This window comes from Micromonospora sp. WMMD956, assembly GCF_029626125.1.
Classification (GTDB): Bacteria; Actinomycetota; Actinomycetes; order Mycobacteriales; family Micromonosporaceae; genus Micromonospora; species Micromonospora carbonacea.
In genome coordinates, this window is sequence record NZ_JARUBI010000005.1 from 4,305,811 (window position 1) to 4,329,724 (window position 23,914).

Sequence of the window (23,914 nt, forward strand, 5' to 3'; positions counted from 1 at the left end):
GGTTTTGCCATGAGAGACGTCCTGTACCTCGAAGAGATGTCGCAGGCCGAGACCCTGCTCAAGCCGCAGCGGATCGAGGTGCTGCGGCAGCTCGCCGAGCCCGGCACCTGCACCGAGGTCGCCGCCCGGCTCGGCCAGACCCCGCAGCGGGTCTACTACCACGTCAAGCAGCTCGTCGCCGCCGGCCTGGCCGAGCAGGTGTCCGAGCGCAAGGTGCGCGGCATCAGTGAAGGCATCTACCAGGCCGCCGCCCGGTCCTACTGGCTCTCGCCCCGGCTCGTCGGGCGCATCGGCGGGCTGCGCCGGGCCCGCGACGAGCTGAGCCTCGGTCACCTGCTCGACCTCATGGAGGAGGTCCAGGCGGACGTCGCGGCCCTGGACCGGGCGGCCCCCGAGCTGCCGTCGATCGGCGTCTCCGGGGAGATCCGGGTGCCGGCCGAGCGCCGGCAGGAGTTCCTCGCCGACCTGCGCACCGCCCTGGAAGACCTGTTCACCCGCTACGGGGGCGCCGAGGGAGACGCCTTCAAGCTCGCCGTGGCCTGTTATCCCAAGGGGGAAGACCGTGACTGAACCGATGACCGTGCGCGCCCGCCTCGCCGCGCCCGTCGAGACCGTCCACCGGGCGCTCACCGACCCGGCGGAGCTGCGCGCCTGGCTGGCCGAGCACGCCGAGGTGGAGCTGCCCCACCGGTACGCGTTCTGGGGGCGCTACACGCCCGAGGGCGACGCCCCGCACCAGCGGCTGCTACACGCCGACGAGCGCACGCTGCGCTTCGGCTGGCTGCTCGACGGGGTGGAGACCACCACCGAGTTCACCCTGGAGCCGGACGGCGACGCGACGATCCTCACCCTCCGGCAGAGCCACTTCGACTTCGCCGAGGCGATGAGCGGCAGCACGATCCGGGGTGTGCTCCAGACGTACTGGGCGCTGGCGGTCGCCAACCTGGCCGCCCACCTGGAGGGCCGCCAGCTCCTGCCGCGCACCGACTTCACCTCCGCCGACCTGCGCGGTGAGCTGCTCATCGCCGCCCCGCTGGCCAAGGTGTACGAGTCGTTGACCGACTCGGCGCAGGCCAGCGCCTGGTTCGGCTACCCGATCGGCATCGAGCCCCGGGTCGGCGGCCGGTACGCCATGGGCGGCTTCGAGTCCGGCTACGCGGCCAAGGTCGTCGACCTGGAGCCGGGCCGCCGGATGTCGATCGACTGGGGCCCGACGGGCGTCACCACCTGGGAGCTGGCCGAGTCCCAGGGCAGGACCAAGCTCACCTTCGTGCAGAGCGGCTTCGACGAGCAGAACCCGCCGTACGCGGCGTGGAGCGGCACGGTCGCGGGGTTCGGCGAGCTGGTCCGGTTCCACGAGCTGCCCGACTGGCAGCCGATCTGGCTGCCGGACCCGACCCCGGTCTCCTGAGGAGCCCGCTCCGATAGCGGCGTCGACGTAGCAGTGGTGACCAGCCGCGCAGGCTGAAGATCGTGCTCGATCAGGGATCGAGTGGCTTCCGACCCCGGACGAGACCACTCTTTCCCGGATTGAGCACGATCTTGTTTCTCCCGTTGGCAGGGATCACAGGTGCAGAAGCGGGCGCGGGTGGGTACTGCGGGGCGATGTTCTTCATATTCGGGCTCCGCACCAAGGTCGACCGGTCGGGCGTGACGCAGCAGGTGTGCCGAAACTGCGGCAACCACGCCGCCCAGGTGATCAGTCGCCGGTCGACGAAGTTCACCCTCTTCTTCGTCCCGCTGATCCCGATCCGCACCCGCCACGTCCAGCAGTGCACCTTCTGCGGCGCCCAGTACGACATCTCCGCCGCCGAGGCCGCGCGCCTCCCGGTCGGCTGATCCGCCGATGGCCCGTTTCCTCTGCTGGCTGATCGGCTGCCGTCCCCTGACCGGCGGCCACCCCGTGAGCGATCCCGCGCCCGTGACCGACCTCCGGCCCGGGACCGACCCGGAGCCGGTGACCGACCCCCGGGCCGGGACCGTGCCCGGGGCCCCCGTGCCGGAAATGCCCGCTCCCACCGCCTCCCGTCCGCCCTGCACCCCGGGTCGCCGGCCCCGCCGCCGCGCCCGCCGCCCGCTGGCCGGCACCGCCCTGCCCCGCTCGCCCTGGAACCGCTCCGCCGACCGCTGACCACCGGCCGGGCCGCCGCCCGTCGACCCGCCCGTCCGCCGCCGGCTGCCCGCCGGCCGGATGATCCCACCCGACCGCCTCCGGCCTGCGGCGATGCGCTGTGATCTCCGCCCCGAACCCGGTGCCGCCCCGCCCGCGCCACCTAGGCTGGGGCCGCCGCGAAGAACGGGGAGAAGCGTGCGCAACCATCCGGCCGTCGTGCTGGTCGCCGTCCTGCTGTCCACCATGTCGTTGCCGATCTCGCTGACCGGCGCGTCGGTCGCGTTGCCCGACATCGGCCGCGACCTCGACGCCGGGCTGGCCGGGGTGCAGTGGGTGGTGAACGGCTACAACGCCACCTTCGCCAGCTTCATGCTCGCCACCGGCGCGCTCGCCGACCTGCTCGGCCGCCGCCGCGTCTACGCCACCGGCCTGGCGGTCTTCGCCGTCGCCGGGCTGGCCGGCGCGTTCGTCGACGACATCGTGCTGCTCGACGCGGCCCGGGTGCTCGCCGGCATCGGCGCGGCCGCCGCCGCGACCAGCGCCGCCGCCCTGCTGGCCGGCGCGTTCCAGGGGGCGGGGCAGGCCCGCGCGTTCAGCCTGTTCGGCACGGCCATCGGCGCGGGCCTCGCGTTCGGCCCGTCGATCGCGGGGCTGCTGATCGAGGCGTTCGGCTGGCGGGCCGTGTTCGTCGTCCCCGCGCTTGTCGCCTGCGCGGTCCTCGGCCTCGTGCCGCTGCTGCCGGAGTCCCGCCAGCCGCACGCCGGGCGGGTCGACTGGCCCGGCACGGTGTCGTTCACGGCCGCGCTGCTGCTGCTCATCTTCGGCTTCGTGCAGGGCCCCGAGTTCGGCTGGTCCGCCCCGGTGATCGTGGCGGCCTTCGTCGTGGCGGTCGCCCTGCTGGTGCTCTTCGTGCGGGTGGAGCGCCGCCGCGCCGCGCCGATGTTCGACCTGGCCCTGCTGGCGAACCCCCGCTTCGTCGGCGTCTGCCTGGCGGCGGCCACGATCGTCGCGGTGCTGGTGCCGCTGCTGGTCTACCTGCCGTCCTACCTGACGACCGTCGTCGGGCTGAGCCCCGGGGCGGCCGGCGGCACGCTGATCCTGCTCACCGCGCCGACCCTGGCGCTGCCCCTGCTCAGCGGCGCGCTGACCCGGCTGGTGCCGGCCCCGGCGGTCATCGTGTGCTCCGTGGCGCTGGTCGCGGCCGGGGCGGCCTGGGCCACCGTCATCGCCCCGGACAGCGGCACCGCGTCGCTGGCCGGGCCGCTGCTGACGATCGGCGTGGGCATCGGCCTGTCGATCGGGCTGCTGGACGCGATCGCGATCGGCAGCGTCGAGCCGGGGCGGGCGGCCACCGGCGCCGGAATGATCAACACCGCCCGGCTGGCCAGCGAGACGATCGCCATCGCGGTGGTCGGGGCGGTGCTGGCCAGCACCACCGCCGGCCGGCTCGCCGACCCGGGCTTCACCTCGGGGCTGCGTACGGTGCTCTGGGCGATGGCCGGGGCGGCGCTGGCCGCCACGGTCGCGGTGGCCGTGCTGGTCCGTCGCGGCGCGGCCCGCGCCGAACGCGCGCGGACCGCCTAAGGTGGCGTGTCGTGACGAGCACCGCGCGGCGACTGGCCGAGATCCGGGGCGGCGGGCCGCCGCGCCGGCACAACGCCCGGACGATCGCCGCGCTGACCGGCAACCCCGGCTGTGACCGCCGGGCCGTGCTGGACAGCGCGGGGGCCGACAAGCCGGGGCTGGCGGAGCGGGTCGGGTTCCCGGCCCGGTTCGGGCAGTCCCGCTTCGCGATCACCCGGGGCAACGCCTTCGAGGCGCAGGTCAAGGCCGACGGCGGGGCCGAGCTGCTGCGGCTGGTCGCCGAGCGGCTCGGCGTGGACCCGACCGGCCCGGCGACCTGGACCGACCTGGGCGCGGAGGACCACGGCGAGCGGCCCGACGCCGCCGGCCAGCCCGGCCGGGCCGCGCGGTCCCGCGCCGCGCTGGCCGCCGCCGCGCCGGCCGGCGTCGACGACCCGGCGGCCCTGTTCGACCACCCGCTGCTCGGCCTCGACGTCGCCGGCCAGCGGGTGCACCTGGAACCGGACCTGGTGGCGGCCCGCCTCGCCGGCCGGTTCCACGTCGTGGAGATCAAGTCGTTTCCGGTGATCGACGGGCAGGCCGACCCGGGCAAGGTGGCCGCCGCCGCGATCCAGTCGGCCGTCTACGTGCTCGCGCTGCGCGAGCTGCTCGCCGCCGAGGGGCACGACGCGGCGCTGGTCTCCTCCGACGTGGTGCTCGTCTGCCCGCGCGACTTCGCCAACCGGCCCGTCGCCAGCCTGGTCGACGTGCGCAAGCAACTGCTGGTGCTGCGCCGCCAGCTCGACCGGATGGCCCGCGTCGACGACCTGCTGGCCCGGCTGCCCGCCGACTTCACCGCCGACCCGTCGGCCGACCCGGAGCGGCTGCGCCGGTCGCTGGCGTCGGTGCCGGCCCGCTACGCCCCCGACTGCCTCGCGGCCTGCGAGCTGGCATACTTCTGCCGCGCCGAGACCCGCGCCGAGACGGCCGCGCTGGGCCGGCCAGTCCGCGAGGCGCTCGGCGGGGTCGCGACGGTGGCCGAGGTCCTCGCGCTGGCCGCCGGCTCCGACCCCGGCGCGCCCGAGCAGGCGGAGGCCGCCGCGCTGCTGCGGGCCGCGGCCCGGCTGCGCGCCGACGCCCTGGCCGGTCAGCCCGCATGAGTACGCTGCGCGCGCTCGCGAAGGCCCAGGCGCTCGCCGCCGGGGTGGCGCAGCCGGTGGCCACCGTCCGGCACCTGCACCTGTCGGACCGGCCGCTGGTGCTGGTGCCGCTGACGATGGCGGGCGAGGCGAACGCCCCCCTCGCGGCGCTGGTCGGCGACGCTCCCGACGCGGCGCGGCTGCTGATCGTGCCGCAGCCGCGCAACCGCGACCAGCGGTTCGCGTTCGCCGCCGAGCTGGCCGGGATCGTGCTGCCCTACCTGGACTCGTTCCGGGGAGAAACGGAGGCGGTCGCGGTCGACCGGGGCCGGGACGTCCGGCACCGGTACGTCGACGCGCCACAGCTCGTCGTGCCGAACCCGGCCGGGGTGACGTTCCTGCGGCTGTTCGGCCGCTCCACCCGGTTCCGCCGCACCGACGGCGACTACCCGGTGCACCCGGCGGTGCCCCTGCTCGGGCGCTGGCTGACGTTCTTCGCCGAGCGGGCCGAGCACCCCGGCTCGTCGGCGCTGCTGGCGCTGACCGACGCGCTGACCCTGCACTGGGCCACCGGGCAGAGCGCGGTGGAGGACCAGCACCTGCCGGCGGTGCTGGGCTGGCTCGACCCGCCGCCGGGGCTCACCGGCGCGCAGGCGGCGGCCCGCGCCGAGGACCCGGCGCGCTGCCCGCCCGCCGGCCCGGCCACCGACCCGGAGTTCGACAACCGGGTGCTCGCCCCGGCCATCGCCGCCTACGCCGACGCGGCCGACGACGAGGCGGCGCGGCGGGCCGCGTACGCGGAGCTGGAGCTGGCGTTGCGTGGCCAGCTCGCGCCCACCTGGGAGCTGGTGTGGCGCGGCCTGGGGCTGCTCGCCGCCCTGCCGGCGGGGGCGCGGGTGGCGGGGCGCTGGGCCGGCGACCGGGACGCCTTCACCGGCCACGCGGAGCACGTCGACGCCGGCGGCGGGCCGCAGCCGCGCCGCGACGGCGCGGTGGCGGCGGCCGTGCGGCTGCACCGGCTGGAGCGGGCCGCGGCCTCGTACGCGGTGCAGCGCGCCTACGACGACCCGCTGGTGATGGCCGAGCACCGGCTCACCGGGGAGGCGTTCGTCGGGGACGTGACGCTCGCCGACCCCGCGCGGGTCGACGACACCGGCAAGCGGCCGGTGCTGCGCCCCCGCATCCAGGTGGTCACCACCGAGCCGGTGGCGGTGCCGGTCGGCGCGACGCTCCACTCGCCGGCCCGGCCCGGACAGAAGGCGCGGGTGGTCTTCCTGACCCCGGCGGCCGACGGCAAGACCGAGGTGGTGCTGGAGCTCTCCGGCGGGATGGGCCGGGGGCTGACCGCCCCGCCGGGCTCGGTGCCGGAGGTGGGGGAGCGGCTCTGCCTCACCACCCTGTCGGACGGCTTCCTGCCGGCGGGGTCGTTCCCCGCCCCGGAGGAGACCCCGTGGACGCACGGCGGTCCGCCGGCCGCCCCCGTCCTCCCCGCTCCCGCCCCCGGCCCGCTGGCGGGGCCGGCGGACGGCGACCCGGCGGAGGAGTGGGCCTGAGCCGTCGCTCCGATCCGGGGCGCGCCACCGTCCTCTGTGCACCGGCCTGGCGGCCCGCCCGGCGGCTGGCTACGCTTTCGTGGTTCGCCGTCAATCACCGGTCCTCGCCGTCGAGGGTGCGCGCAGGAGAGAGAGCCGGACGACACTGTGCTGCCCCACGACGCACGTCCCGCCTGCGCGGCTCCCGCCCGGGCGGTTCGGCCCGGCCGGGTCGGCCTCGCCGTGGCCGCGGCGATCCTGCTCGTCGAGCTGACCTGGCTGATCGCCGCCCTGCCCGGCGCGGCCCTGGCCAGCGACCTCACCGCGATCGCCGTGGCGGGCTGGGCCGCGCACGCCTGCGTCCGGGCCGCCCGCCGGCACCCGGCGCCGCTGCGCCGGTTCTGGGTGCTGCTCGCGGTCACCATGGGCCTCGCCGCCCTCGGCCGCACGGTGTGGACGGTGCAGCGGCTCGGCGACGACGCCCTGCCCCACACGATGCTCATCGGCGTGCTGTTCACCCTGGGCATCGGCACCGGCACCGCCGCGCTGCTCTGCTGTGCCGCCGCGCCCCGCAACGCCGTCGGCCGGGCCCGCACCGTGCTCGACGGCGTGATCGTCGGGCTGGCCCTCATCCCGATCGGCTGGGTGGTGGTGTTCCGGGACGTCGCCGACGCCGACCTGGCCGACCCGCTGCGCACCTTCGGGCTGCTCTATCCGATGCTCGACCTGATGCAGCTCACCGTCCTCGTCGCGGTGGCCGGCACGACCCGCCCGATGTGGCGGCCACTCGCCGCGATCGGGGCGAGCCTGGGCACCCGGGCGCTCGCCGACGCCGCGTACGTCTCCCTGTTCGCCCACGGCAGCTACGCCCCCGGCCATCCGATCGACGTGTGCTGGCCGCTGAGCTACCTGCTGATCGGCGTCGCCGCCCACTACCCGCCGCCGCCGGCCTGGGACCCCTCCGAGGAGGCCGCCGAGCAGCCGCTGCCGCCGTGGTGGCGCGTCGCCCTGCCGTACCTGCCGGTGGGTGGCGCGATCGTGGCGGTGGTGCTGGCCCGCCAGCCCACCGGGCAGACCCCGCACCTGGTCTTCGTCGGCATGATGGCCCTGCTCGGGGTGCTCGCGCTGCGGCAGGGGCTGGCCGCCAACGAGAACCTGCGGCTCGTCGCCCGGCTGCGCCGGCTCGCCTACACCGACCAGCTCACCGGCCTGCCCAACCGGTTGACCTTCACCCGCCGGCTGCGCCGGGCGCTGCGCGACGGCCCGCCGGTCGCCGTCCTGCTGCTCGACCTCGACGGCTTCAAGCAGGTCAACGACCGGTTCGGGCACGTCACCGGCGACGACCTGCTGACCAGCATCGCCGGCCGGATGAAGGCGGCCGTGGCCGACGACGGCACCGTCGCCCGGCTCGGCGGCGACGAGTTCGCCGTCCTCGTCGACGGCGACCGGCAGGTCCGCCCGGAGCACCTGGCCGAACGGCTGCTCGACGCCCTGCAACCCTCGCCCGGCGAGGAGGAGGCCGGCGTGCACCCCTCGGCCAGCATCGGCATCGCCGAGTACGGCCCGCAGCACGCCTCCCACACTGACCTGCTGCGCGACGCCGACATCGCCATGTACGCGGCCAAGGCGGCCGGAAAGTCCGCGTACCGCACGTGCACGGCCGCGCTGCGGGAGGCGGCGGTGGGCCGCGCCGAGCTGATCGCCGACCTGCGCCGCGCCGTCGACGAGGAACAGCTGCACCTGGAATACCAGCCGATCGTCGACCTGGCCACCGGCGAGGTGCGCAGCGCGGAGGCGCTGGTGCGCTGGCGGCACCCCCGGCTGGGACTGCTCACCCCCGCCCGGTTCCTGCCGCTGGCCGAGGAGACCGGGCTGATCCTGCCCATCGACCGGTGGGTGATCCACGAGGCGTGCCGGGCCGCCGCCACCTGGCGGGACCGCAACCCGGACGCCACCGTCGCGGTCAACATCGCCGCCGCGCACCTGCGCCGGCCCGACCTCATCGCCACGGTCACCGCGGCCACCGCCGGCGCCGGCCTCGCCCCCCGCGCGCTCACCCTGGAGCTGACCGAGTCGGCCCTGATCGAGGGCAGCGACGCGGTGCTGGACCGGCTGCGCCAGCTCCGCGAGCTGGGCATCCGCATCGCCATCGACGACTTCGGCACCGGCTACTCGTCGCTGAGCTACCTGCACCGCATCCCCGCCACCGAGCTGAAGATCGACCGGTCGTTCGTGGCCCGGCTCGGCGAGGACGCCCGCGCGTACGCCACGGTGGAGATGGTGACCCGGCTCGCCGACGCGTTCGACCTGACCGTGGTGGCCGAGGGGGTGGAGACCGACCGGCAGCACGAGGCGGTCACCGCCATCGGCTGTGTGCACGGCCAGGGTTGGCGGTACGGCCGCCCCACCGGCCTCGCCGGCCTGCGCGCCGCCCTCGCCCCGGCGGCCCGCAACTGAGCCTGACCCGGGCTTGACCCGAGCTGACCCGAGCCTGCCCCCGTCTGGCATCCGCTCGGCGATCGGTTCGGCCGTCGCCCAGCGTGCCGTCGTCCGGCGTGTGCCGTCGTCCGGCGTGTGCCGTCGTCCGGCGTGTGCCGTCGTCCGGCGCGTGCCGGCGGCCGGTCGATGGCGGCCCGGCCTCGTTCCCTCGGCCCGCGCGCTTCTTTTCTTCCTCCCCCTCCGGCTCCGTCCCCCATGGTGCTTTCGGGCCCCTAGCGAGCTGAGTCAGCTACGACATCACGGCATGGACGCTCGGCCTCCCGAGCCCGGCACCCGGTGCTCCCGAGCGTGCGGGACTCGGCGCTCCCGATTACCCGGCACCCGTCACCCGGCACTTCCGAGCGTGCCGGACCCGGCGCTTGCGATGACCCGGCACCGGCACCGGCACCGGTACCCGGCACCCGGCCCCCGACATCCGGCGCTGCCGAGCATCCGGCATTCGGCCCTTCCGAGCGCCCGCAACCGGGGTCCCGGGTCCGCTCCCCGGCGCTTCCGGGTGCTTTCCGGTGTGCCCCGAGGCGCTCCCGGCCGGCGACCGGTCCGGGTACCCCGCTCTGAGTCATCCACGACATCAGCTCCCTAGGGCGCATGACGACCCTCCCCGCCTTCGGCCGCCACACCGGCGAGCCGGCCGCCACACCGGCGGGCAGGCCCGCCGTCCGCAGGTCACCACAGCAGGTCGAGCAGCAGCACGCCCGCGAAGCCGACCACCGAGATGATCGTCTCCAGCACCGACCAGCTCTTGATGGTCTGCCCGACGGTCAGCCCGAAGTACTCCTTCACCAGCCAGAAGCCGGCGTCGTTCACGTGCGAGAAGAACAGCGACCCGCAGCCGATCGCCAGGGCCAGCAGGGCGACCCCTGGCCGGTCCATCGTTGCGGCGAGCGGGGCGACGATGCCGGCGGCGGTGATCGTGGCCACCGTCGCCGAGCCCGTCGCCACCCGGATGCCGACGGCGACCAGCCAGCCCAGCAGCAGCAGCGGCGACAGGCTGGCGTCCTTCGCGGCGTCGGCGACCAGGTTGCCCACCCCGGCGTCCACCAGAACCTGCTTGAACCCGCCGCCGGCCGCGACGATCAGCAGGATGCCCGCGATCGGCGGCAGCGATCCGCCGAGCACCGACGAGACCTGCTTACGGCTGAATCCGGCCTGGAAGCCGAGGGTGAACATGGCCACGATCACCCCGGCCAGCAGCGCCACCATCGGGGTGCCGACGATGTCGAGGACCCGGCGGCCCGGCGTGTCCTCGGCCAGGGCCAGTTCGCCGATGGCGCGCAGCAGCATCAGCACCACCGGCAGCAGCACCGTGATCACCGCCGGCCAGAACTTCGGGGCCCGCCGGGCGGTCTCGGTGCCGGAGTCGTCCACCGGCACACCGGGCCGGCCGGTGCCCGGGTTGACCAGGTCGTCCTCGGTGAGCAGCTCGCCGTCCACATCGGCCTGCCGCCGCCCGGCCGCCGCTGGCCCGTCAGCCCCGGGCCCGGCCGTCCCCCGCTCCGCTCCGCCGGCGGCGGCCGGCGTGCGGGTCGGCAGGAGCGCCTCGGGGATGGTCGCCGGCACGTACCGGGAGATCATGTTGCCGAAGACCGGCCCGGCGACGATCACCGTCGGGACGGCGATCAGCAGGCCCAGCCCCAGCGTGAGGCCAAGGTCGGCGTCGAGCGACGAGATCGCCACCAGCGGCCCGGGGTGCGGCGGCACCAGGCCGTGCAGCACCGACAGCCCGGCCAGCGCCGGAATGCCGACCTTCATCAGCGACATGCCGGTGCGCTTCGCGACCAGCAGCACGATCGGCACCAGCAGCACCACGCCGACCTCGAAGAACAGCGGCAGGCCGATCAGAGCGGCCACCCCGGCCATCGCCCACGGCAGGGCCCGGCCGGAGACCCGGTCGACGATGCGGGTGACGATGCCGTCCGCCCCGCCGGACTCGGCGAGCAGACCGCCGATCATCGCCCCCAGGGCGATCAGCAGCCCCACCCCGCCGACGGTGGAGCCGACGCCGCCGCTGAACGAGGTGACGATCGCCTCGGCCCCCACCCCGGCGACGACGCCGAGCACGCCCGCGCCGAGGATCAGCGCCAGGAACGGATGCACCTTGCCCCAGGCGATCAGGACCACCACCGCGGCGATGCCCAGCAGGGCCGCGACGATCAGTTGGGCGTCACCGGCGTCGGTGAGGGGTTCCGCCGGTGCGGCGAGGAGTGTGACCACGGGTATCACGACCTTCGGACGGCGTCCGTGCCGACGGCGGCACGGGCGAGCACATGGGTGGGGCGGTGGGTGGCGGCTCCGGCGGGAGGTCCGGGGCCAGCCGCCGCAGTGACGTGAACGTCGGGACGAGCGCTTCGTAGAGCTCCGCGTGCACGGGGAGCAGGGCGGCGTACGTGGCGGCGGCGGCCGGGTCGGGGCGTACCGTCTCGTCGATGCGGACCAGGTCGGCGGCGACGTCGACCGACGCGATCAGGCCGAGGGCCTGCATGCCCAGCAGCGCCGCGCCGAAGCTCGACCCCTCGTGCCCGGCGGGGAAACGCACCGGCATGCCGAGGGCGTCGGCGAGCATCTGCCGCCACAGCGGGCTGCGGGCGAACCCGCCGCTGGCCCGCACCTCCCGCACCTCGTTGCCGGCGGACCGCACGGACGCCAGCACCAGGGCGAGCTGCTGGCAGACCCCCTCCAGCGCCGCCCGGACCAGGTGTTCGCGGCGGTGGCCGTGGGTCAGCCCGACGTACGCGCCGCGGGGCAGCGCGCTCCAGTGCGGCGCGCGCTCGCTGAGCAGGTACGGCAGCATGACCAGCCCGCCGGAGCCGACGGGGGCGCGGGCGGCCAGGGCGAGCAGCTCCTCCTCGGAGTCCTCGCCCAGCTCGGGGGCGAGCGCGTCACCGGCCCACTGGAGGACGATCCCGCCGTTGTTGATCGCGCCACCGACGACCCAGCGGTCCTCGGTCAGCGCATAGCAGAACACCCCGCCGAGCGGGTCCACGGCGGGGCGCTCGACCATCACCCGCATCGCCCCGCTGGTGCCGATCGAGCAGGCCACCACGCCCGGCCGCACCGCGCCGAGCCCCAGGTTGGCCAGCGGGCCGTCCCCGGCGCCGACCACGACCGGGGTGTCCGCCGGCAGGCCGGTGGCGGCGGCGTACTCGGCGGTGAGCCCCGGCAGGACCGTGGTGGTCGCCACGAGCTGCGGCAACTGCTCCTCGCTGATCCCCGCGATGCGCAGCGCCTCGGCGTCCCAGGCGCGGGTCTGGATGTCCATCAGGCCGCTGGCGGACGCGACCGAGTGGTCGGTGACCAACGCGCCGCACAGCCGCAGCAGCACGTGGTCCTTGATGCCGACCCAGTGCGCGACCCGCCCGAACAGCTTCGGCTCCTGCTCGGCGAACCAGACCAGCTTCGGCAGCGGCGCCATCGGGTGCACGGGGGTGCCGGTGCGCCGGTGCAGCGCCAGCCCCGACCGGGCGGCGCGCAACCGTTCGGCCTGCCGGCTGGCGCGGGAGTCGGCCCACGTCACCGACGGGGTCAGCGGCTGCCCGTCGGGGTCCAGCCCGATCAGGCTGTGCATCGCGGTGCTGAACGACAGCCCTGCGACCGGCCCCGGCAGCCCGGCCACCACCGTGCGGATCGTCTCCACGACCGCGTCGAGGATCAGCGACGGGTCCTGCTCGGCGAAGCCGGGCTGCGGCTCGTCCAGCGGGTAGCCGACCGAGTGGCTGGCGAGCTGCCGCCCGTCGGTGTCGTACGCGACGCTCTTCGTGCTGGTGGTGCCGATGTCGACCCCGATCACCACGTGCGGGTGCTGGTCCGGGTCGGCCACGGTTCCTCCTCGGCGTCGGCGGCGCCGGCACGCCTGCCCGCGCCGGGCTGCGGAAGGCGTTACCCAGTGATCAACCTCCGCACACGGGTCCCGGCGGGGAACGTGAATCGACGTGCTGCCATCCCCCTACTGTGCCTATTGGTCCACCGATCGGGTGATTAGCGCGTTTCGACGGGGCCGTCGGCTCCGTCGGTGCCGTTGATCCGGGTGACACCCCGGTTGGTGGCTCGCGCGGCGAAGGAGTCGGCGTGGCGAAGACTGATTCGACGGGTTCCACAGGGAGTTCGCCGGGCTTCACCCGGCGGCAGTCGACCGGTGCCACCTGGCGGTACCGGTGGGCGCACCGGCAGAACGAGCGGCGGCAGCGGACGTACCGCGACGCCGAGCGGGCCTGGCGGCGACGCGACGACGAGCTGCGGCGGCGGCGCGCGGCGGCGGCCGACTTCGGCCGCCAGGCCAACGCCGGAGCCGGGCTGCCCCTGGAGCTCGCCCCCGGCGAGCGGGTGTTCTGGGCGCTGCCCGCCGTGCAACTGGTCGAGCTGCGGCACACCGCCGTGCTCCCCGCCCCCGACCTGTGCGTCGACCCCGGCCGGTCCGCGTTGCACCACCGCCGCCCCGACGGGGTCAAGGTCACCGACGCCGGCCTCGCCGTGCTCACCGACCGCCGCCTCGTCCTGCTCGGCGGGCGGGGCCGGCGCGACTGGACGTACGGGAGGATGACCGGCCTGGCCCACGACCCGGCGGCGCCGATCACGCTGATCCAGGTCCTCGACCGGCGGCGCACCTCCGGCCTGCTGCTGCCCGCCGACGCCGCCGCCGAGTTCCGGTTCACCCTCACCCTGGCCTTCGCCGAGGCCATCGAGCAGCGCGGCGCGGTGCTGGCCCAGCTCGACGAGCTGATCGCCGAGCACGACCAGACCCGGCCGTTCCGCCCCGCCATCGCCACCCCCGCGCAGGCCCGGATCACCTCCCTCGTGCCGGGCGGCCGGCGTACCGTCGCGGTGGCCGCCGCCGCGGCGCTGCTGGTGCCCGCGGTGCTGTTCGAGTCGGACCCGCCGGTGCGGCCCGGCTCGGACGTCGCCGCCGCCGCCACGGCCGCGCCGCCCACCGCCGGGCCGACCGGGCTCCCCGCCGCCCGCGCCGCCGCGGCGTCCGCGTCGAAACCGCGGCACGGCACCGTGTCGTCCACCGCCGCGTCTTCCCCCGCCCCACCGGCCGCGACGCGCGACCGGCTCTGCGGCGCGCCGGCCAACCCCTTCGGGTACGACTACTGCGGCGGCTCCCGCATCCGCCGGCCCGACGTGCGGGTGTGCGACTACTTCGACTGCGGCCAGGACTTCTGGGCCGGGACGGGGTACCTGGTGCAGTGCCGCGACGGCGCGCTCACCCTCACCGGGGGCCGGGCCGACGTGTGCGCCGCCCACGACGGGCTCCGCCGCATCGTCTGGTCCTGACTCCTCCGTTCGGTCAGGTGGCGCGGGTGTCGGATGATCGTGGGCATGTTCAGCCTCAAGCGGGACCGGCACCGCAAGAAGAAGCGGCGCAGCGTCGACTCCTGCACCGACTGCGACTGCGACGGCCCGGACTGCTGCGACTTCGGGCTCTTCTCGTTCCTGCTCACCCTCGGCTCGGTGGCCGCCGGGGCGACCCGCGCGCCGGTCGTCGACCGGGCCGGCCGGGCCGCGATCCTCGGCTACCGCCGGTGGCTGTCGCACCGCTGGCCGGGCCAGTGCCGCTACACCCCGACGTGCAGCGCGTACGGGCTGGCCGCCGTGGAGCGGCACGGCCTGGCCGTGGGCGGGCGGATGGCCGCCGAGCGGCTGCGCCGCTGCAAGCCGCACGTGCCCCGGGGCACCCACGACCCGGTCGACTGAAACGTGCTCACCTGTAGCCGCTCAACGAGTTCCTGACATTCGGTTCCTACGCTTCCCGCCATGACATCGAAGCCAACTTCTGGCTGGCGCAGCAGCGTCGGCGTCGCGGGCGCGGTCACCGTGCTCGTGACGACCGCCCTGGCCGGGGCCGCCCCGCAGGCCGTGGCCGCGAAGCCCGGTCCCGTCGCCACCCACGCCGTCGCCGTCACCGCGGCGCAGCGGCAGGCCGTCCTGGCGTACTGGACGCCGCAGCGGATCGCCGCGCTCACCACCCCGTCGGCGGAGGTGCCGGCCGTCGCCGGGCCGGACGGCGCGCCGTGGACGCGGGCGAACGCCGTCCCGCGTACCGTCGGGCGGCTCTTCTTCACCGACCACGGCGAGGACAGCAGCTGCACGGCGACCGTGCTCGACAGCGCCAACCGCAGCACCGTGGTGACGGCCGCCCACTGCGTCAACAACACCGACCTGATCGGTGAGGACAACCAGTGGTCGGGCAACGTGCTGTTCGTCCCCGGCTACCGCGACGGCCACGCGCCGTACGGCACGTTCGTCGGCCGGCTGTCGGTGGCCCCCTCGACGTGGCTGCGCAACGACCAGATCGACAGCCGCTACGACTCGTACGACCAGGCGTTCGTGGTGCTCCACCCGAACAGCGACGGACGTCGGGTGCAGGACGCCGTCGGCGCGGCCCAGCGGATCGGCTACGACGTGCCCGGCGCGCGGGTGGTGCACCAGTTCGGCTACCCACGGGCCAGCTCGGACAAGGCCCGCGAGGGCCTGCCCGAGTACACCGGTGAACGCCTCGCCTACTGCGCGGGCCCGGCGGTGGAGCAGCAGGCGACCGAGGACTGGCCGGAGCCGCCCGGCCAGTGGGGCACCGAGTGCGTGATGGGCGGCGGCTCCAGCGGCGGCCCGCGGTTCGCGGACTTCGACCGCCACACCGGGCTCGGTGTCGTGGTCGGCGACAACTCCCACGGCTGGCTCCCCGGGAAGCGCTACCTCGTGGGCCCGCAGTTCACCACGTCGGTCACCCGCCCGTTGTTCCACCGGGCGCAGCACAGCTGACGTTCATGCGGCGATGGCGCGGGCTGCCGCGTACAGGTCGGCCGGCAACGGGTGCGCCAACTCCCAGACGATGCGCATCGGCCGGTCCCCGGTGTGCCGCCGGTACGCCATCGGCCCGGCGTACAGGTAGGCCGGCGCGCCGAGGTCCCGGTCCGGCACCCGCGTCTCCCGCACGAACAGGTGCACGCTCGACCCCGATTGCTCGTGGTTGACGTACCGCTGCCCGGTCGCCGACGCCGCCGACGTGGTGCTCTGCGACTCCCACTGGAACAGCCGGTCGGTGACGGCCCGGTCCGCGTACATCGTGGTGGGGGAGTAGTGCCGCTCCGACTTGACCAGGGTCACGAAGAACAGGTCCGCCCGCTCGGACTCCAGCCACTTCACCCCCTCCCGCAGCGACCCCGGGTTCGGCATCCCGAACGCCGCGCACGCCTCGTTGCGGCTGTAGCGGGCGTGCACCCGCAGCGCGCCGACGGGCACGGTGACCCGGTGGATGCGGTCCCGCAGCACCCCGGCGAGCTGCCGCAGCTCGGCGCAGCGCGCCGGCTCCGCCCACAGCCGGGCCAGCCGCGCGTCCCGGTCGGTCAACGGGGCCTGCGGACCCCACAGGTCGAAGTGCAGCATGTCCCACAGCCGCCCCGGCCCCGGCCGCTCACCGGCGGCGACCCGGGCCAGCAGGTCCAGCCGGTCGGCGTCGTCCAGGTGCAGCATCCGCCCGATGGCCCGCCCCAACTCGCGGTCGTCCGGGCCGGGGGCCGGGGTGTCCAGCCCGGCGAGCCGCCGCAGCCCGGCCCACCCGCCGACCGCCGCCGAGCGGTAGACGTCCTCGACGTCGAGGCCGGTCTCCCGCAGGAACCCGGCGAGGTCGACGTCCCCGAGCTGCCGCAGCTCGGCCACCAGGCCCCTCCTCGACGTGGGCAGGGCGCTGCGGAGGTTGGCCAGCACCACCTCCTTCGCCACCCGGTCCAGCTCGACGTGGCAGCCGCTGGGCAGCATGGGGAAGTCCTGCTCGACCGCGTCCCGGACCGCCCGCCGGCTCACCCCGGTCAGGGCCCGCCAGCGCAGGTCGAACCGGAAGTTCGCGTGCTGCCCGCCGATGAAGTCCAGCACGGTGAGGCAGGGCTTGTCGTCGTCCAGGCGCAGGCCCCGGCCGAGCTGCTGGAGGAATACCGTCGCGCTCTCGGTGGGCCGCAGGAGCAGGATCGTGTCGACCATCGGCAGGTCGACGCCCTCGTTGAACAGGTCGACGGTGAACAGCACCCGCAGCTTCCCGGCCCGGAAGTCGCGCAGCAGCCCGTGCTGCGCCGACCGGTCCAGCCGGGACGTCACCGCCGCCGACGGCACGCCGTGACCCGTGAACCAGTCCGCCATGAACTCGGCGTGCCCGATGCTCACGCAGAACCCGAGCGCCCGCATCCGCCCCACGTCCACGGTGTCCCGCACGGCCCGCAGGATCAGCCGCGCCCGCGCGTCGTCGCCGGTGTAGATCGCGCCCAGCTCGCCCGGGTCGTACCCCTGGCCGCGCCGCCACCGCAGGTGCGACAGGTCCGTGCCGTCGTGCACCCCGAAGTACTGGAACGGGGCCAGCAACTGCCGCTCCAGGGCCTCCCACAGGTGCAGCTCCACGGCGGCGCGGCCGTCGAACCACCGCCGCACGTCGCCGCCGTCGGCCCGGTCGGGGGTCGCCGTCAGCCCCAGCAGCACGCGCGGACGCAGCCGCTCCAACAACCGGGCGTACGTCGGTGCCTCCGCGTGGTGGAACTCGTCGACGATCACCATGTCGTACGCCCCGGGGTCGATCTCCCGGCGGTGCAGCGACTGGATCGAGGCGAAGACGTGCCGCCAGCCTGTCGGCTCGCTCCCGCCGACCAGCAGTTCGCCGAAGCTGCCGTCACCCACCACCTGCCGGAACGTCGACAGGCTCTGCCGCACGATCTGCTCCTGGTGCGCGACGAACAGCAGCGAGTCGACCGTGCCGCTGCGGCGCAGGCGTCGGTAGTCCAGGGCGGCGACGACGGTCTTGCCGGTGCCCGTCGCCATCACCACCAGGTTGCGGTGCCGGCCGTGCACCTGCCGCTCCGCGTCCAGGTCGGCCAGGATCTCCGCCTGGTACGGGTACGGCCGCACGTCCAGGTTCGCGATCTGCGTCGGCGATCCCTCCCGCCGTTCCCCGCTGAGCGCGGCGCGCAGCCGCTCACCGTCCCGCCCGGCGTCGTACGCCTCGAACGCCGGATCGTTCCAGTAGTCCTCGAACGTGGCGGTGAACGTGTCGATGACGTGCGGCTGCTCCGCGTCGGAGATGCGGACGTTCCACTCCACCCCGTCGACCAGCGCTGCCTTCGACAGGTTGCTTGACCCGACGTACGCCGTGGTCAGGCCGTTGCCCCGGCGGAACAGCCACGCCTTCGCGTGCAGCCGGGTCGTCCTGGTCTCGTAGGAGACCTTGACCTCGGCGCCCAGCTCGGCGAGCCGGTCCAGCGCCCGCTGGTCGGTCGCACCGAGGTAGGTGGTGGTGATGACCCGCAGCGTCCCGCCCCGGCCGATCAGCTCGCGGACGGCCGGCTCGACGATGCGCAGCCCGTGCCACTTGATGAACGCGCACAGCAGGTCGACCCGGTCGGCCGAGGCCATCTCGTGGGTGACCTCGTGACCGATGCGCGGCTGGTGGCGGCCGTTGACCAGCAGCGCGCCGGTGGAGAGCGGGGTGGTCGGCCGGGCCGGGAAGGTCGGCTGCGCGGGCGGGGTGGGCGGCGCGGCGATGGCGTGCAGCAGGTTGCGGGCGTCGGTGACCTGGTCGTGGTCGTCGGTGGCGGTGGGGCTGAGGGTGGCGATGGCCTCGGCGATCCGGTTGGTCAGGTCGACCTGGCGGTGCAGCCTGTCGTCGCCGCCGGGGACGGCTTGCAGGGCGCGGCTGATCAGGGCGGCGAGGTGCCGGGTGAGGGGCTGGTGGGCGTCGGCCGGGTCCAAGGGGTGGTGCTGGACGTGGGCCGGGTCGAGGTGGTGGAGGCGGGTGGCGAGCTGGCGGGTGATCAGATGCTCGTAGATGCCGACCTCAGGCTCGTCCATGGGTCGGAGGTTAACGTGCCCGTGCTCGACGAGCGCTCATGCCGAATTGAGTGCATGGAGCTTCGCGCCCGGTGATTTTCTCTGTGCTCCCCAAAGACCGGCCACGACCGAAGTATGCGAGTCGGATCGCCGCAGCGTTCGGAGAACAACCTGGGATGGGTGGCCCGATAGATCTCTTCCGACAGCGGGTCGAACGTCCAACTCGTGACGCGCGACGCAACTGCACCCGAAGACCCGGCCATCTTCGTCCAGGTGGATGACGTGGAAGGTGATTATGAGAATGCGCAGAAACGCGGATACGAGACTGTGCATCCGCTGACCACAGAGCCATGGGGTGCACGCCGGTTCTTTGTCCGGGCACCAGACGGCAACGTGATCAACACCGCGCACCATCGGGGCTGAACCAGCAGTGCGGCGTTCAGCGGTTGGTGGGGTCCTGCCGCTGTTCGACAGGAGCGGCACTACCGCTCGGATCCGTTGAGTTCCAGCACCTCTCTGATCTCCTCGATCCCTCGTTCGAGCCGGGCCCTCACCGCATCGGCCATCGCATGCGGAAGGACATCGGTCAGCCAGACGAGCCGGCTGTGGTCGCCCTCTTGAAGCACCTGGAACGCCGCGTGGTGGTAGGTCAGTGGCAGCCGTTGGCCCTCTACCACTGCGTACGCCATCCTGCGGATGGTGTGGTCGACCGCCAGGATGAGTTCCCGTACCTGCGCCCCGTCCGGCATTGTCAGGATGCGTACGTCACCCTCGATCCGGGCATCGACCACCCGGCCGGGCAACAGTCGCCGGTGTACCGCGCCGACATCCGCGATGGCCTCCCACACGCGCTGTGCGGGCACGTCGATGGCGACTTCGACACAGACCGTGGCCATGATCGATACTTCCCATCGCTGTCTGAAGGCGGGACGGCCGCCGCAGCCTATCGGCCCCCTGACGGAGCACCAGAAGGACCCCGGCACGCCCGAACTGACATCCGCTCATGCCGCCGACGGCTCGGTCGAGCCATGCAGTTGCACGCTCACCCCAGTCGGTGTCGGCGGTACCGCAGGGAGGGATCGCCCTCCTCAATCCCGTTCTCGTCCAGCGCGTTGTAGATCGTCAACCAGCCGCTCACGAATCGCAGGCCCAACGCCACGGCACCGTCCGCCAGGCCACCCCCGGCCCACTCCAGAACCTCCACCGCCTCAAGCCTCTGCCCGTGCCGAGCAGCCAACAGTGCGGGAGCATCGCTGCGCCAGCGGAGCCGAAACGCGTCCGAGGTCGGCCACACCGGCTTCCGCGTCACGTCGATCGACCCATACGTGATCGACAGATCATCAAACTTCTGATGATTGACCTCAAGGCGCTCGTCGTCGAAGTCGAACACCACCGGGCAGTCGGCAAACCAGGTGTCGTCATCGTCATCCCACACCACCCAACTGGACGTCAGCCGCCGGCCGACGAGGCCCCGCAGCCGATGCGCGTGACGACCGGCGACCTCAGCAGCTCCGTTCAGCCAGGCAGGCTGGTAGCCGGTAATACCGAAGTCGAAGGTCATCACGGTACGGTAATCCCGAGCCGGCCTGACTCGCACTCGGGTATCCGGATCTGCCGCCGTTCGAGCGCGAATGTTGTGCCGATCGATAGCGTCGCTGATCAGTCCTCACTCAGGGCCGCTCCCACCAGCGTCAGCACCTCATCAGTCAGGCCGGGCGCGATGCCGAGGGTCATGGCCGACCGAGCGCAGTGGTTGCTTCCGTCCCGGTCGACCAGAATCGCACCTGCCTCCAGGGCGATAGCCGTTCCGCCAGTCATGTCCCACGGGTGATTGGACAACGTCAACGTAGCGTCGATCCGCCCCTCCGCCAGCCACGCCAGGTCGAGCGCGGCTGTCCCGGTCATCCGCACCCGCTGCACCGCCTCGGCCAGCCGGGCCGTCAGGGCGAGCCGGGACCGGTTCTTGACTGCGGCGTCCGGCCCGACGGCGTAGTCGCCGATCGCCACCACCGCGTCGCTCAGCCTGCTGGTGTCGCTCACCCGGATGGGCTTCCCGTCGACTGTCGCGCCGTTGCCGCGGGCGGCGGCGTACCGGTTTCCCAGGAAGGGCGCCTCGACGACACCGAGGACCGCGTCGTCTCCGTGCAGCAGCCCCAGCGACACCGCGCACAACGGAATCTGGCGCACGAAGTTAGCCGTCCCGTCGATCGGGTCGAGGACCCACTGCATCTCGCCGGTGGCGTGGACCCCGTCCTCCTCGCCGAGGAAGCCGATCTCAGGAGTGGCGGCCTGAAGGAAGGCGCGGACCTCCCGCTCGATCTCGTAGTCGAGCTGGGTCGCGAAGTCCCGTTCACCCTTGGCGGTGAGCGGGCCAGGGGATCGGTGCCGCATCGTCTCGGCCGCCCGAGCTACCGCCGCCTCCGCGACCGGAAGCAGGTGCCGGTATTCGCTCATACTTGCTGCCCCGCTGCCACTGCGATTCGAAGAACTGCTCGACGACCGGATACAGGCGGCACGCGCCTGCGGCGGATGCCCCCGCGTCCTGCGGGCGCGTCGCCGGACCGGGAAGAAGCTGCCGTTGGTCGCGCGAGCCGTACGTCAGTCATCGTCGTGCCGCATTCTTGGTCGACGTGGTGAGATCAGCGAACGGTGTCCAGCGCGTCCCACGATCGTCCTCGCGGACAGAATGGAGACGCCGGTCGAATTCGGCGGCTACCTCCTCGGATGCGGTAAGAAGAGGCACGGCGGCGACGATCATCTTCAACTCGCGTGCCTCCCGTAGCAGCCGCCACGAGGGGTCGGAGGTCACGTCGCAGCCGTAGGCAGTGGTCAACGCCTCGTGTACCCCCGAGCGTGCGAATCGCTCCTCGCCCACCGCGACCGCCGCCAGATCAACCTGCCATGGGCCAACACAGGTGGCGTCGAAGTCACACATCACCACCCGGCCCGACTGCTGTCGGAGCAGGTTGCCGACATGAGCGTCCCCGTGGATGAGATTCCGTTCCGCGCGCTGGTACAGGGCGGCTATCTGTGGCTCCAGGCGGTCGCACCACCGCACCAGGAATTCACGGTCACTCCCGCGAAGGCCGTCGGCGTCGGCCAATCGTCTGCGTGCGTCATCTACCGGGTCCCAGGCAGGAAGCGGAAACGGTGGCACGCCGAGCGAATGGAACTCCCGCAGCACAAGGCCGAGGTCTTTCACCGTCGGGGCGGGCGATCCTGGTGGGACGTACTCCCACACCGAAGCGACCAGGTTGCCGACCTCGACCGGCTGCTCGACGCCCGGTGTCAGGCGGATGGTCGGTGCCTCGATGTCGGCGAACCAGCGCGCGAGCTGCACGACCTTCGTCACCCGGTCGCGGAGCCGGTGCGTACGGGCGATCCGGATAACGACGCCCGAACTCGGCAGGGCGAAGACAGCGTTGTTGGTCAACCGCAGCAACTGTGCGTCCCCGCAGGGAACACCCAAGATGCCTGCGACATCTCGCATCGCCTCCGTCATCACCTGCTCCGAGAACCGCCCACTCATGCAGCGGCCACAGCGCGGGCTGTGAGCGCCCGCTCGAAGGCGGCAACCTCCGGCAGTTCCCGATGCCGCGACAGATCTCGACGCAGGTTGACGACACGATCGATCACCCGTCGGGAGCTGATCCCACGTGCCTGCTCCAGCACCCGGGCACCCACGGCGAGGGCTCGCTCTGGCTCGTCAGCGAGGAAGAGCGCGCTGCACAATCCGACCTCGTTCAACACCGTGCTGCGCACGTTGGCCACGTCGAACGCCGCGACGGCGTCCTCGGTCCAACGCACCGCCTCGGGTGCGTGTCTGCTGTCCTGCCGCGCCCCGTCCCGGTAGACGCGGCCGTACTGGGCGAGCAGCTCACCCCGGTCGTAGAAGCCCATCCACCCAGGCTCACGTTCGTGGCTGATGCGATCGAACTGATCATTGGCCTTGCCCAAGGTGGTCACCGCAGTCTGATGATCGCCAAGCGCGGCAACGGAGGCGGCTTCCGCGCCCCAGAAAAGGGCCTTGACCGCCGGGGTGGCCTGCGATCCGAGTTGGGCGTGCGCGAACTGGAGCGTCGCGAGGGCGTCCCGGTTGTGTCGCAGGTGCTGAAGCTGCTTGGCCTGCGCATAGCGGATCATCGCAGCCAGTGGCGCATCGCCAGCGGTGACGGCGGCCCGTTCACCAGCGACGAAGTGCCGCTGGGCGTCAGCGTGCCTGCCCGCGTCGAAAGCCGTCCAGCCGGCCAACTGGCGGGCTGCCGCGACCGCTGCCACCAGCCGTGGGGTGAGCCCGGCTGGGTGCATCCAGTCGAGCATGCGGTACACCGACTCGGCGAAGCGGGCCACCTCCTGATACAGCAGGCCGCCCCCGCATTCCCGGTCCACCGATCGATAGAGCGTCAGCACGGCGTTCAGGCGCGCGACATCCGCAGCGCCGATGCGTCGGGGCTGCATGATGTCCGTGCTGCTGGTCAGGCCCGCGCCCGCCGCTACGGCGGCGATGCCAGCCAACAGCGCTCGCCGGCCCTCGTCCGGCCCCGGGGGCTGTGGCTCGCGTTCGGCGGCGACACCCGTCATGTGGCTCCGGCCTGGCGGGGTGAACCACAGGTAGGCCCTAGGGATGCCGAACACCCCTGCCCAGTGGGCCAGCCGGTCCAGGTGCACCAGCGGTGGGCCGTTCTCCACCCGGCTCAACTGCGCCTGGGTGATCCCCAGCCATCCCCCCACCACGGTCTGCGGCAGCGGGTGCCGCCCGTGGTAGGGATGGCACCGGTACGCCCTGATCACCCGCCCGAGGTGCCGCTCGGCGAGCGCCTGTCGTACCGGCTGGTGCTCCCAGAAGGAAGCGGGCACCACCGGCGGCGTGCCGAGCCGGTCTCGCTCGGCGGCCTGGCAGGGCGTGCAGCGTCCGCTGTCGTTGTCGCGGGCGAGTCGCCCGCCGCAGCGTGGACAGTTCGCAGGTGTCACCGGGAACCTCGCCAATCGCGGGCGGCTGAGTCCGAAGTCGAGCGTATCCAGTCAACCCGCTCCGTGGGGGTTCGGTATACGTAGCGCGCATATCGAGGACGTCCGGACGCTCGGCGGCTGCGAGTGATCGGCCAAATGCTCAGCGCGCATGACTCTCACGATCATCAGTACATGGTGGAACCCCTGGCCAGCGTCGATCGTCGACCGCATGGCCCGGGGCGGGTGCCGGGTTCCGGGGCGTGTCGACCCGAACGACGCGACCTCGTCCCCGCCCGCCCCGGCACCCACTCCATCCG

At 73.6% G+C, this 23,914-nt stretch carries 20 protein-coding genes; 12 read left to right on the forward strand and 8 right to left on the reverse strand.

What is annotated here, in order from left to right; all coding sequences use genetic code 11:
- The first annotated feature begins 9 nt into the window (after nucleotides 1-9).
- From O7628_RS19490 to O7628_RS19525, 8 genes are all read left to right on the forward strand, one after another.
- Nucleotides 10-570: a helix-turn-helix domain-containing protein gene (locus O7628_RS19490; protein ID WP_229403885.1), complete on the forward strand. Its 561-nt coding sequence runs from the start codon at nucleotides 10-12 to the stop codon at nucleotides 568-570.
- Entirely contained in the window at nucleotides 563-1,411 is an 849-nt protein-coding gene (locus O7628_RS19495) for an SRPBCC domain-containing protein (RefSeq protein ID WP_278132554.1), read from the forward strand. Before O7628_RS19490 ends, O7628_RS19495 begins: the two co-directional genes overlap by 8 nt.
- 194 nt (nucleotides 1,412-1,605) lie before the next feature.
- Entirely contained in the window at nucleotides 1,606-1,839 is a 234-nt protein-coding gene (locus O7628_RS19500) for a zinc-ribbon domain-containing protein (RefSeq protein WP_074473568.1), read from the forward strand.
- Between the two features lie 166 nt (nucleotides 1,840-2,005).
- Nucleotides 2,006-2,131 carry a hypothetical protein gene (locus tag O7628_RS19505; protein WP_278132556.1) on the forward strand — a complete coding sequence of 42 codons (126 nt, stop codon included), beginning with the start codon at nucleotides 2,006-2,008 and terminating at the stop codon, nucleotides 2,129-2,131.
- Between the two features lie 177 nt (nucleotides 2,132-2,308).
- The gene (locus O7628_RS19510) at nucleotides 2,309-3,697 is read left to right on the forward strand and encodes an MFS transporter (RefSeq protein ID WP_278132557.1); all 1,389 of its coding nucleotides are present in this window, start codon (nucleotides 2,309-2,311) and stop codon (nucleotides 3,695-3,697) included.
- Between the two features lie 11 nt (nucleotides 3,698-3,708).
- On the forward strand, nucleotides 3,709-4,836 hold the full coding sequence (locus O7628_RS19515; RefSeq protein ID WP_278132559.1) for a hypothetical protein: 1,128 nt from the start codon (nucleotides 3,709-3,711) through the stop codon (nucleotides 4,834-4,836).
- Nucleotides 4,833-6,368 (forward strand): hypothetical protein, encoded by a 1,536-nt coding sequence (locus O7628_RS19520; RefSeq protein ID WP_278132561.1) that lies wholly within the window; start codon nucleotides 4,833-4,835, stop codon nucleotides 6,366-6,368. Before O7628_RS19515 ends, O7628_RS19520 begins: the two co-directional genes overlap by 4 nt.
- Nucleotides 6,369-6,590: 222 nt before the next feature.
- Nucleotides 6,591-8,804, forward strand: coding sequence for an EAL domain-containing protein (locus O7628_RS19525; protein WP_278132563.1), 2,214 nt, complete (start codon nucleotides 6,591-6,593; stop codon nucleotides 8,802-8,804).
- Between the two features lie 708 nt (nucleotides 8,805-9,512).
- Here the strand turns inward: O7628_RS19525 and O7628_RS19530 are convergent.
- Nucleotides 9,513-11,060 (reverse strand): SLC13 family permease, encoded by a 1,548-nt coding sequence (locus tag O7628_RS19530; protein WP_278132565.1) that lies wholly within the window; start codon nucleotides 11,058-11,060, stop codon nucleotides 9,513-9,515.
- Nucleotides 11,011-12,663: a gluconokinase gene (locus O7628_RS19535; RefSeq protein ID WP_278132567.1), complete on the reverse strand. Its 1,653-nt coding sequence runs from the start codon at nucleotides 12,661-12,663 to the stop codon at nucleotides 11,011-11,013. Before O7628_RS19535 ends, O7628_RS19530 begins: the two co-directional genes overlap by 50 nt.
- Before the next feature lie 248 nt (nucleotides 12,664-12,911).
- On the opposite strand from O7628_RS19535, the gene O7628_RS19540 reads away from it, so the two are divergent.
- The 3 genes from O7628_RS19540 to O7628_RS19550 are packed head-to-tail and all read left to right on the forward strand — an operon-like array spanning nucleotide 12,912 to nucleotide 15,602.
- Complete coding sequence (locus O7628_RS19540; RefSeq protein ID WP_278132569.1) at nucleotides 12,912-14,117, forward strand: hypothetical protein; 1,206 nt, start codon at nucleotides 12,912-12,914, stop codon at nucleotides 14,115-14,117.
- Between the two features lie 45 nt (nucleotides 14,118-14,162).
- Nucleotides 14,163-14,537 carry a membrane protein insertion efficiency factor YidD gene (yidD, locus tag O7628_RS19545; RefSeq protein ID WP_278132570.1) on the forward strand — a complete coding sequence of 125 codons (375 nt, stop codon included), beginning with the start codon at nucleotides 14,163-14,165 and terminating at the stop codon, nucleotides 14,535-14,537.
- A 60-nt stretch (nucleotides 14,538-14,597) separates the two neighbouring features.
- The gene (locus O7628_RS19550) at nucleotides 14,598-15,602 is read left to right on the forward strand and encodes a hypothetical protein (RefSeq protein WP_278132572.1); all 1,005 of its coding nucleotides are present in this window, start codon (nucleotides 14,598-14,600) and stop codon (nucleotides 15,600-15,602) included.
- 3 nt (nucleotides 15,603-15,605) lie between these two features.
- Here O7628_RS19550 and O7628_RS19555 read toward each other — a convergent pair whose 3' ends face one another.
- Nucleotides 15,606-18,668, reverse strand: coding sequence for a DEAD/DEAH box helicase (locus tag O7628_RS19555; RefSeq protein WP_278132574.1), 3,063 nt, complete (start codon nucleotides 18,666-18,668; stop codon nucleotides 15,606-15,608).
- Between the two features lie 204 nt (nucleotides 18,669-18,872).
- On the opposite strand from O7628_RS19555, the gene O7628_RS19560 reads away from it, so the two are divergent.
- The gene (locus O7628_RS19560) at nucleotides 18,873-19,070 is read left to right on the forward strand and encodes a VOC family protein (protein WP_278132576.1); all 198 of its coding nucleotides are present in this window, start codon (nucleotides 18,873-18,875) and stop codon (nucleotides 19,068-19,070) included.
- Nucleotides 19,071-19,129: 59 nt separating this feature from the next.
- Here the strand turns inward: O7628_RS19560 and O7628_RS19565 are convergent, their stop codons facing one another.
- The 5 genes from O7628_RS19565 to O7628_RS19585 form a co-directional block, all read right to left on the reverse strand.
- The gene (locus tag O7628_RS19565; protein WP_278132578.1) at nucleotides 19,130-19,543 is read right to left on the reverse strand and encodes an SRPBCC family protein; all 414 of its coding nucleotides are present in this window, start codon (nucleotides 19,541-19,543) and stop codon (nucleotides 19,130-19,132) included.
- Between the two features lie 146 nt (nucleotides 19,544-19,689).
- On the reverse strand, nucleotides 19,690-20,208 hold the full coding sequence (locus O7628_RS19570) for a hypothetical protein (protein WP_278132580.1): 519 nt from the start codon (nucleotides 20,206-20,208) through the stop codon (nucleotides 19,690-19,692).
- A 98-nt stretch (nucleotides 20,209-20,306) separates the two neighbouring features.
- Nucleotides 20,307-21,101: an inositol monophosphatase family protein gene (locus O7628_RS19575; protein ID WP_278132583.1), complete on the reverse strand. Its 795-nt coding sequence runs from the start codon at nucleotides 21,099-21,101 to the stop codon at nucleotides 20,307-20,309.
- A 148-nt stretch (nucleotides 21,102-21,249) separates the two neighbouring features.
- On the reverse strand, nucleotides 21,250-22,176 hold the full coding sequence (locus O7628_RS19580; protein ID WP_278132585.1) for an aminoglycoside phosphotransferase family protein: 927 nt from the start codon (nucleotides 22,174-22,176) through the stop codon (nucleotides 21,250-21,252).
- Complete coding sequence (locus O7628_RS19585) at nucleotides 22,173-23,618, reverse strand: XRE family transcriptional regulator (protein ID WP_278132587.1); 1,446 nt, start codon at nucleotides 23,616-23,618, stop codon at nucleotides 22,173-22,175. Before O7628_RS19585 ends, O7628_RS19580 begins: the two co-directional genes overlap by 4 nt.
- Nucleotides 23,619-23,914 lie beyond the last annotated feature (296 nt).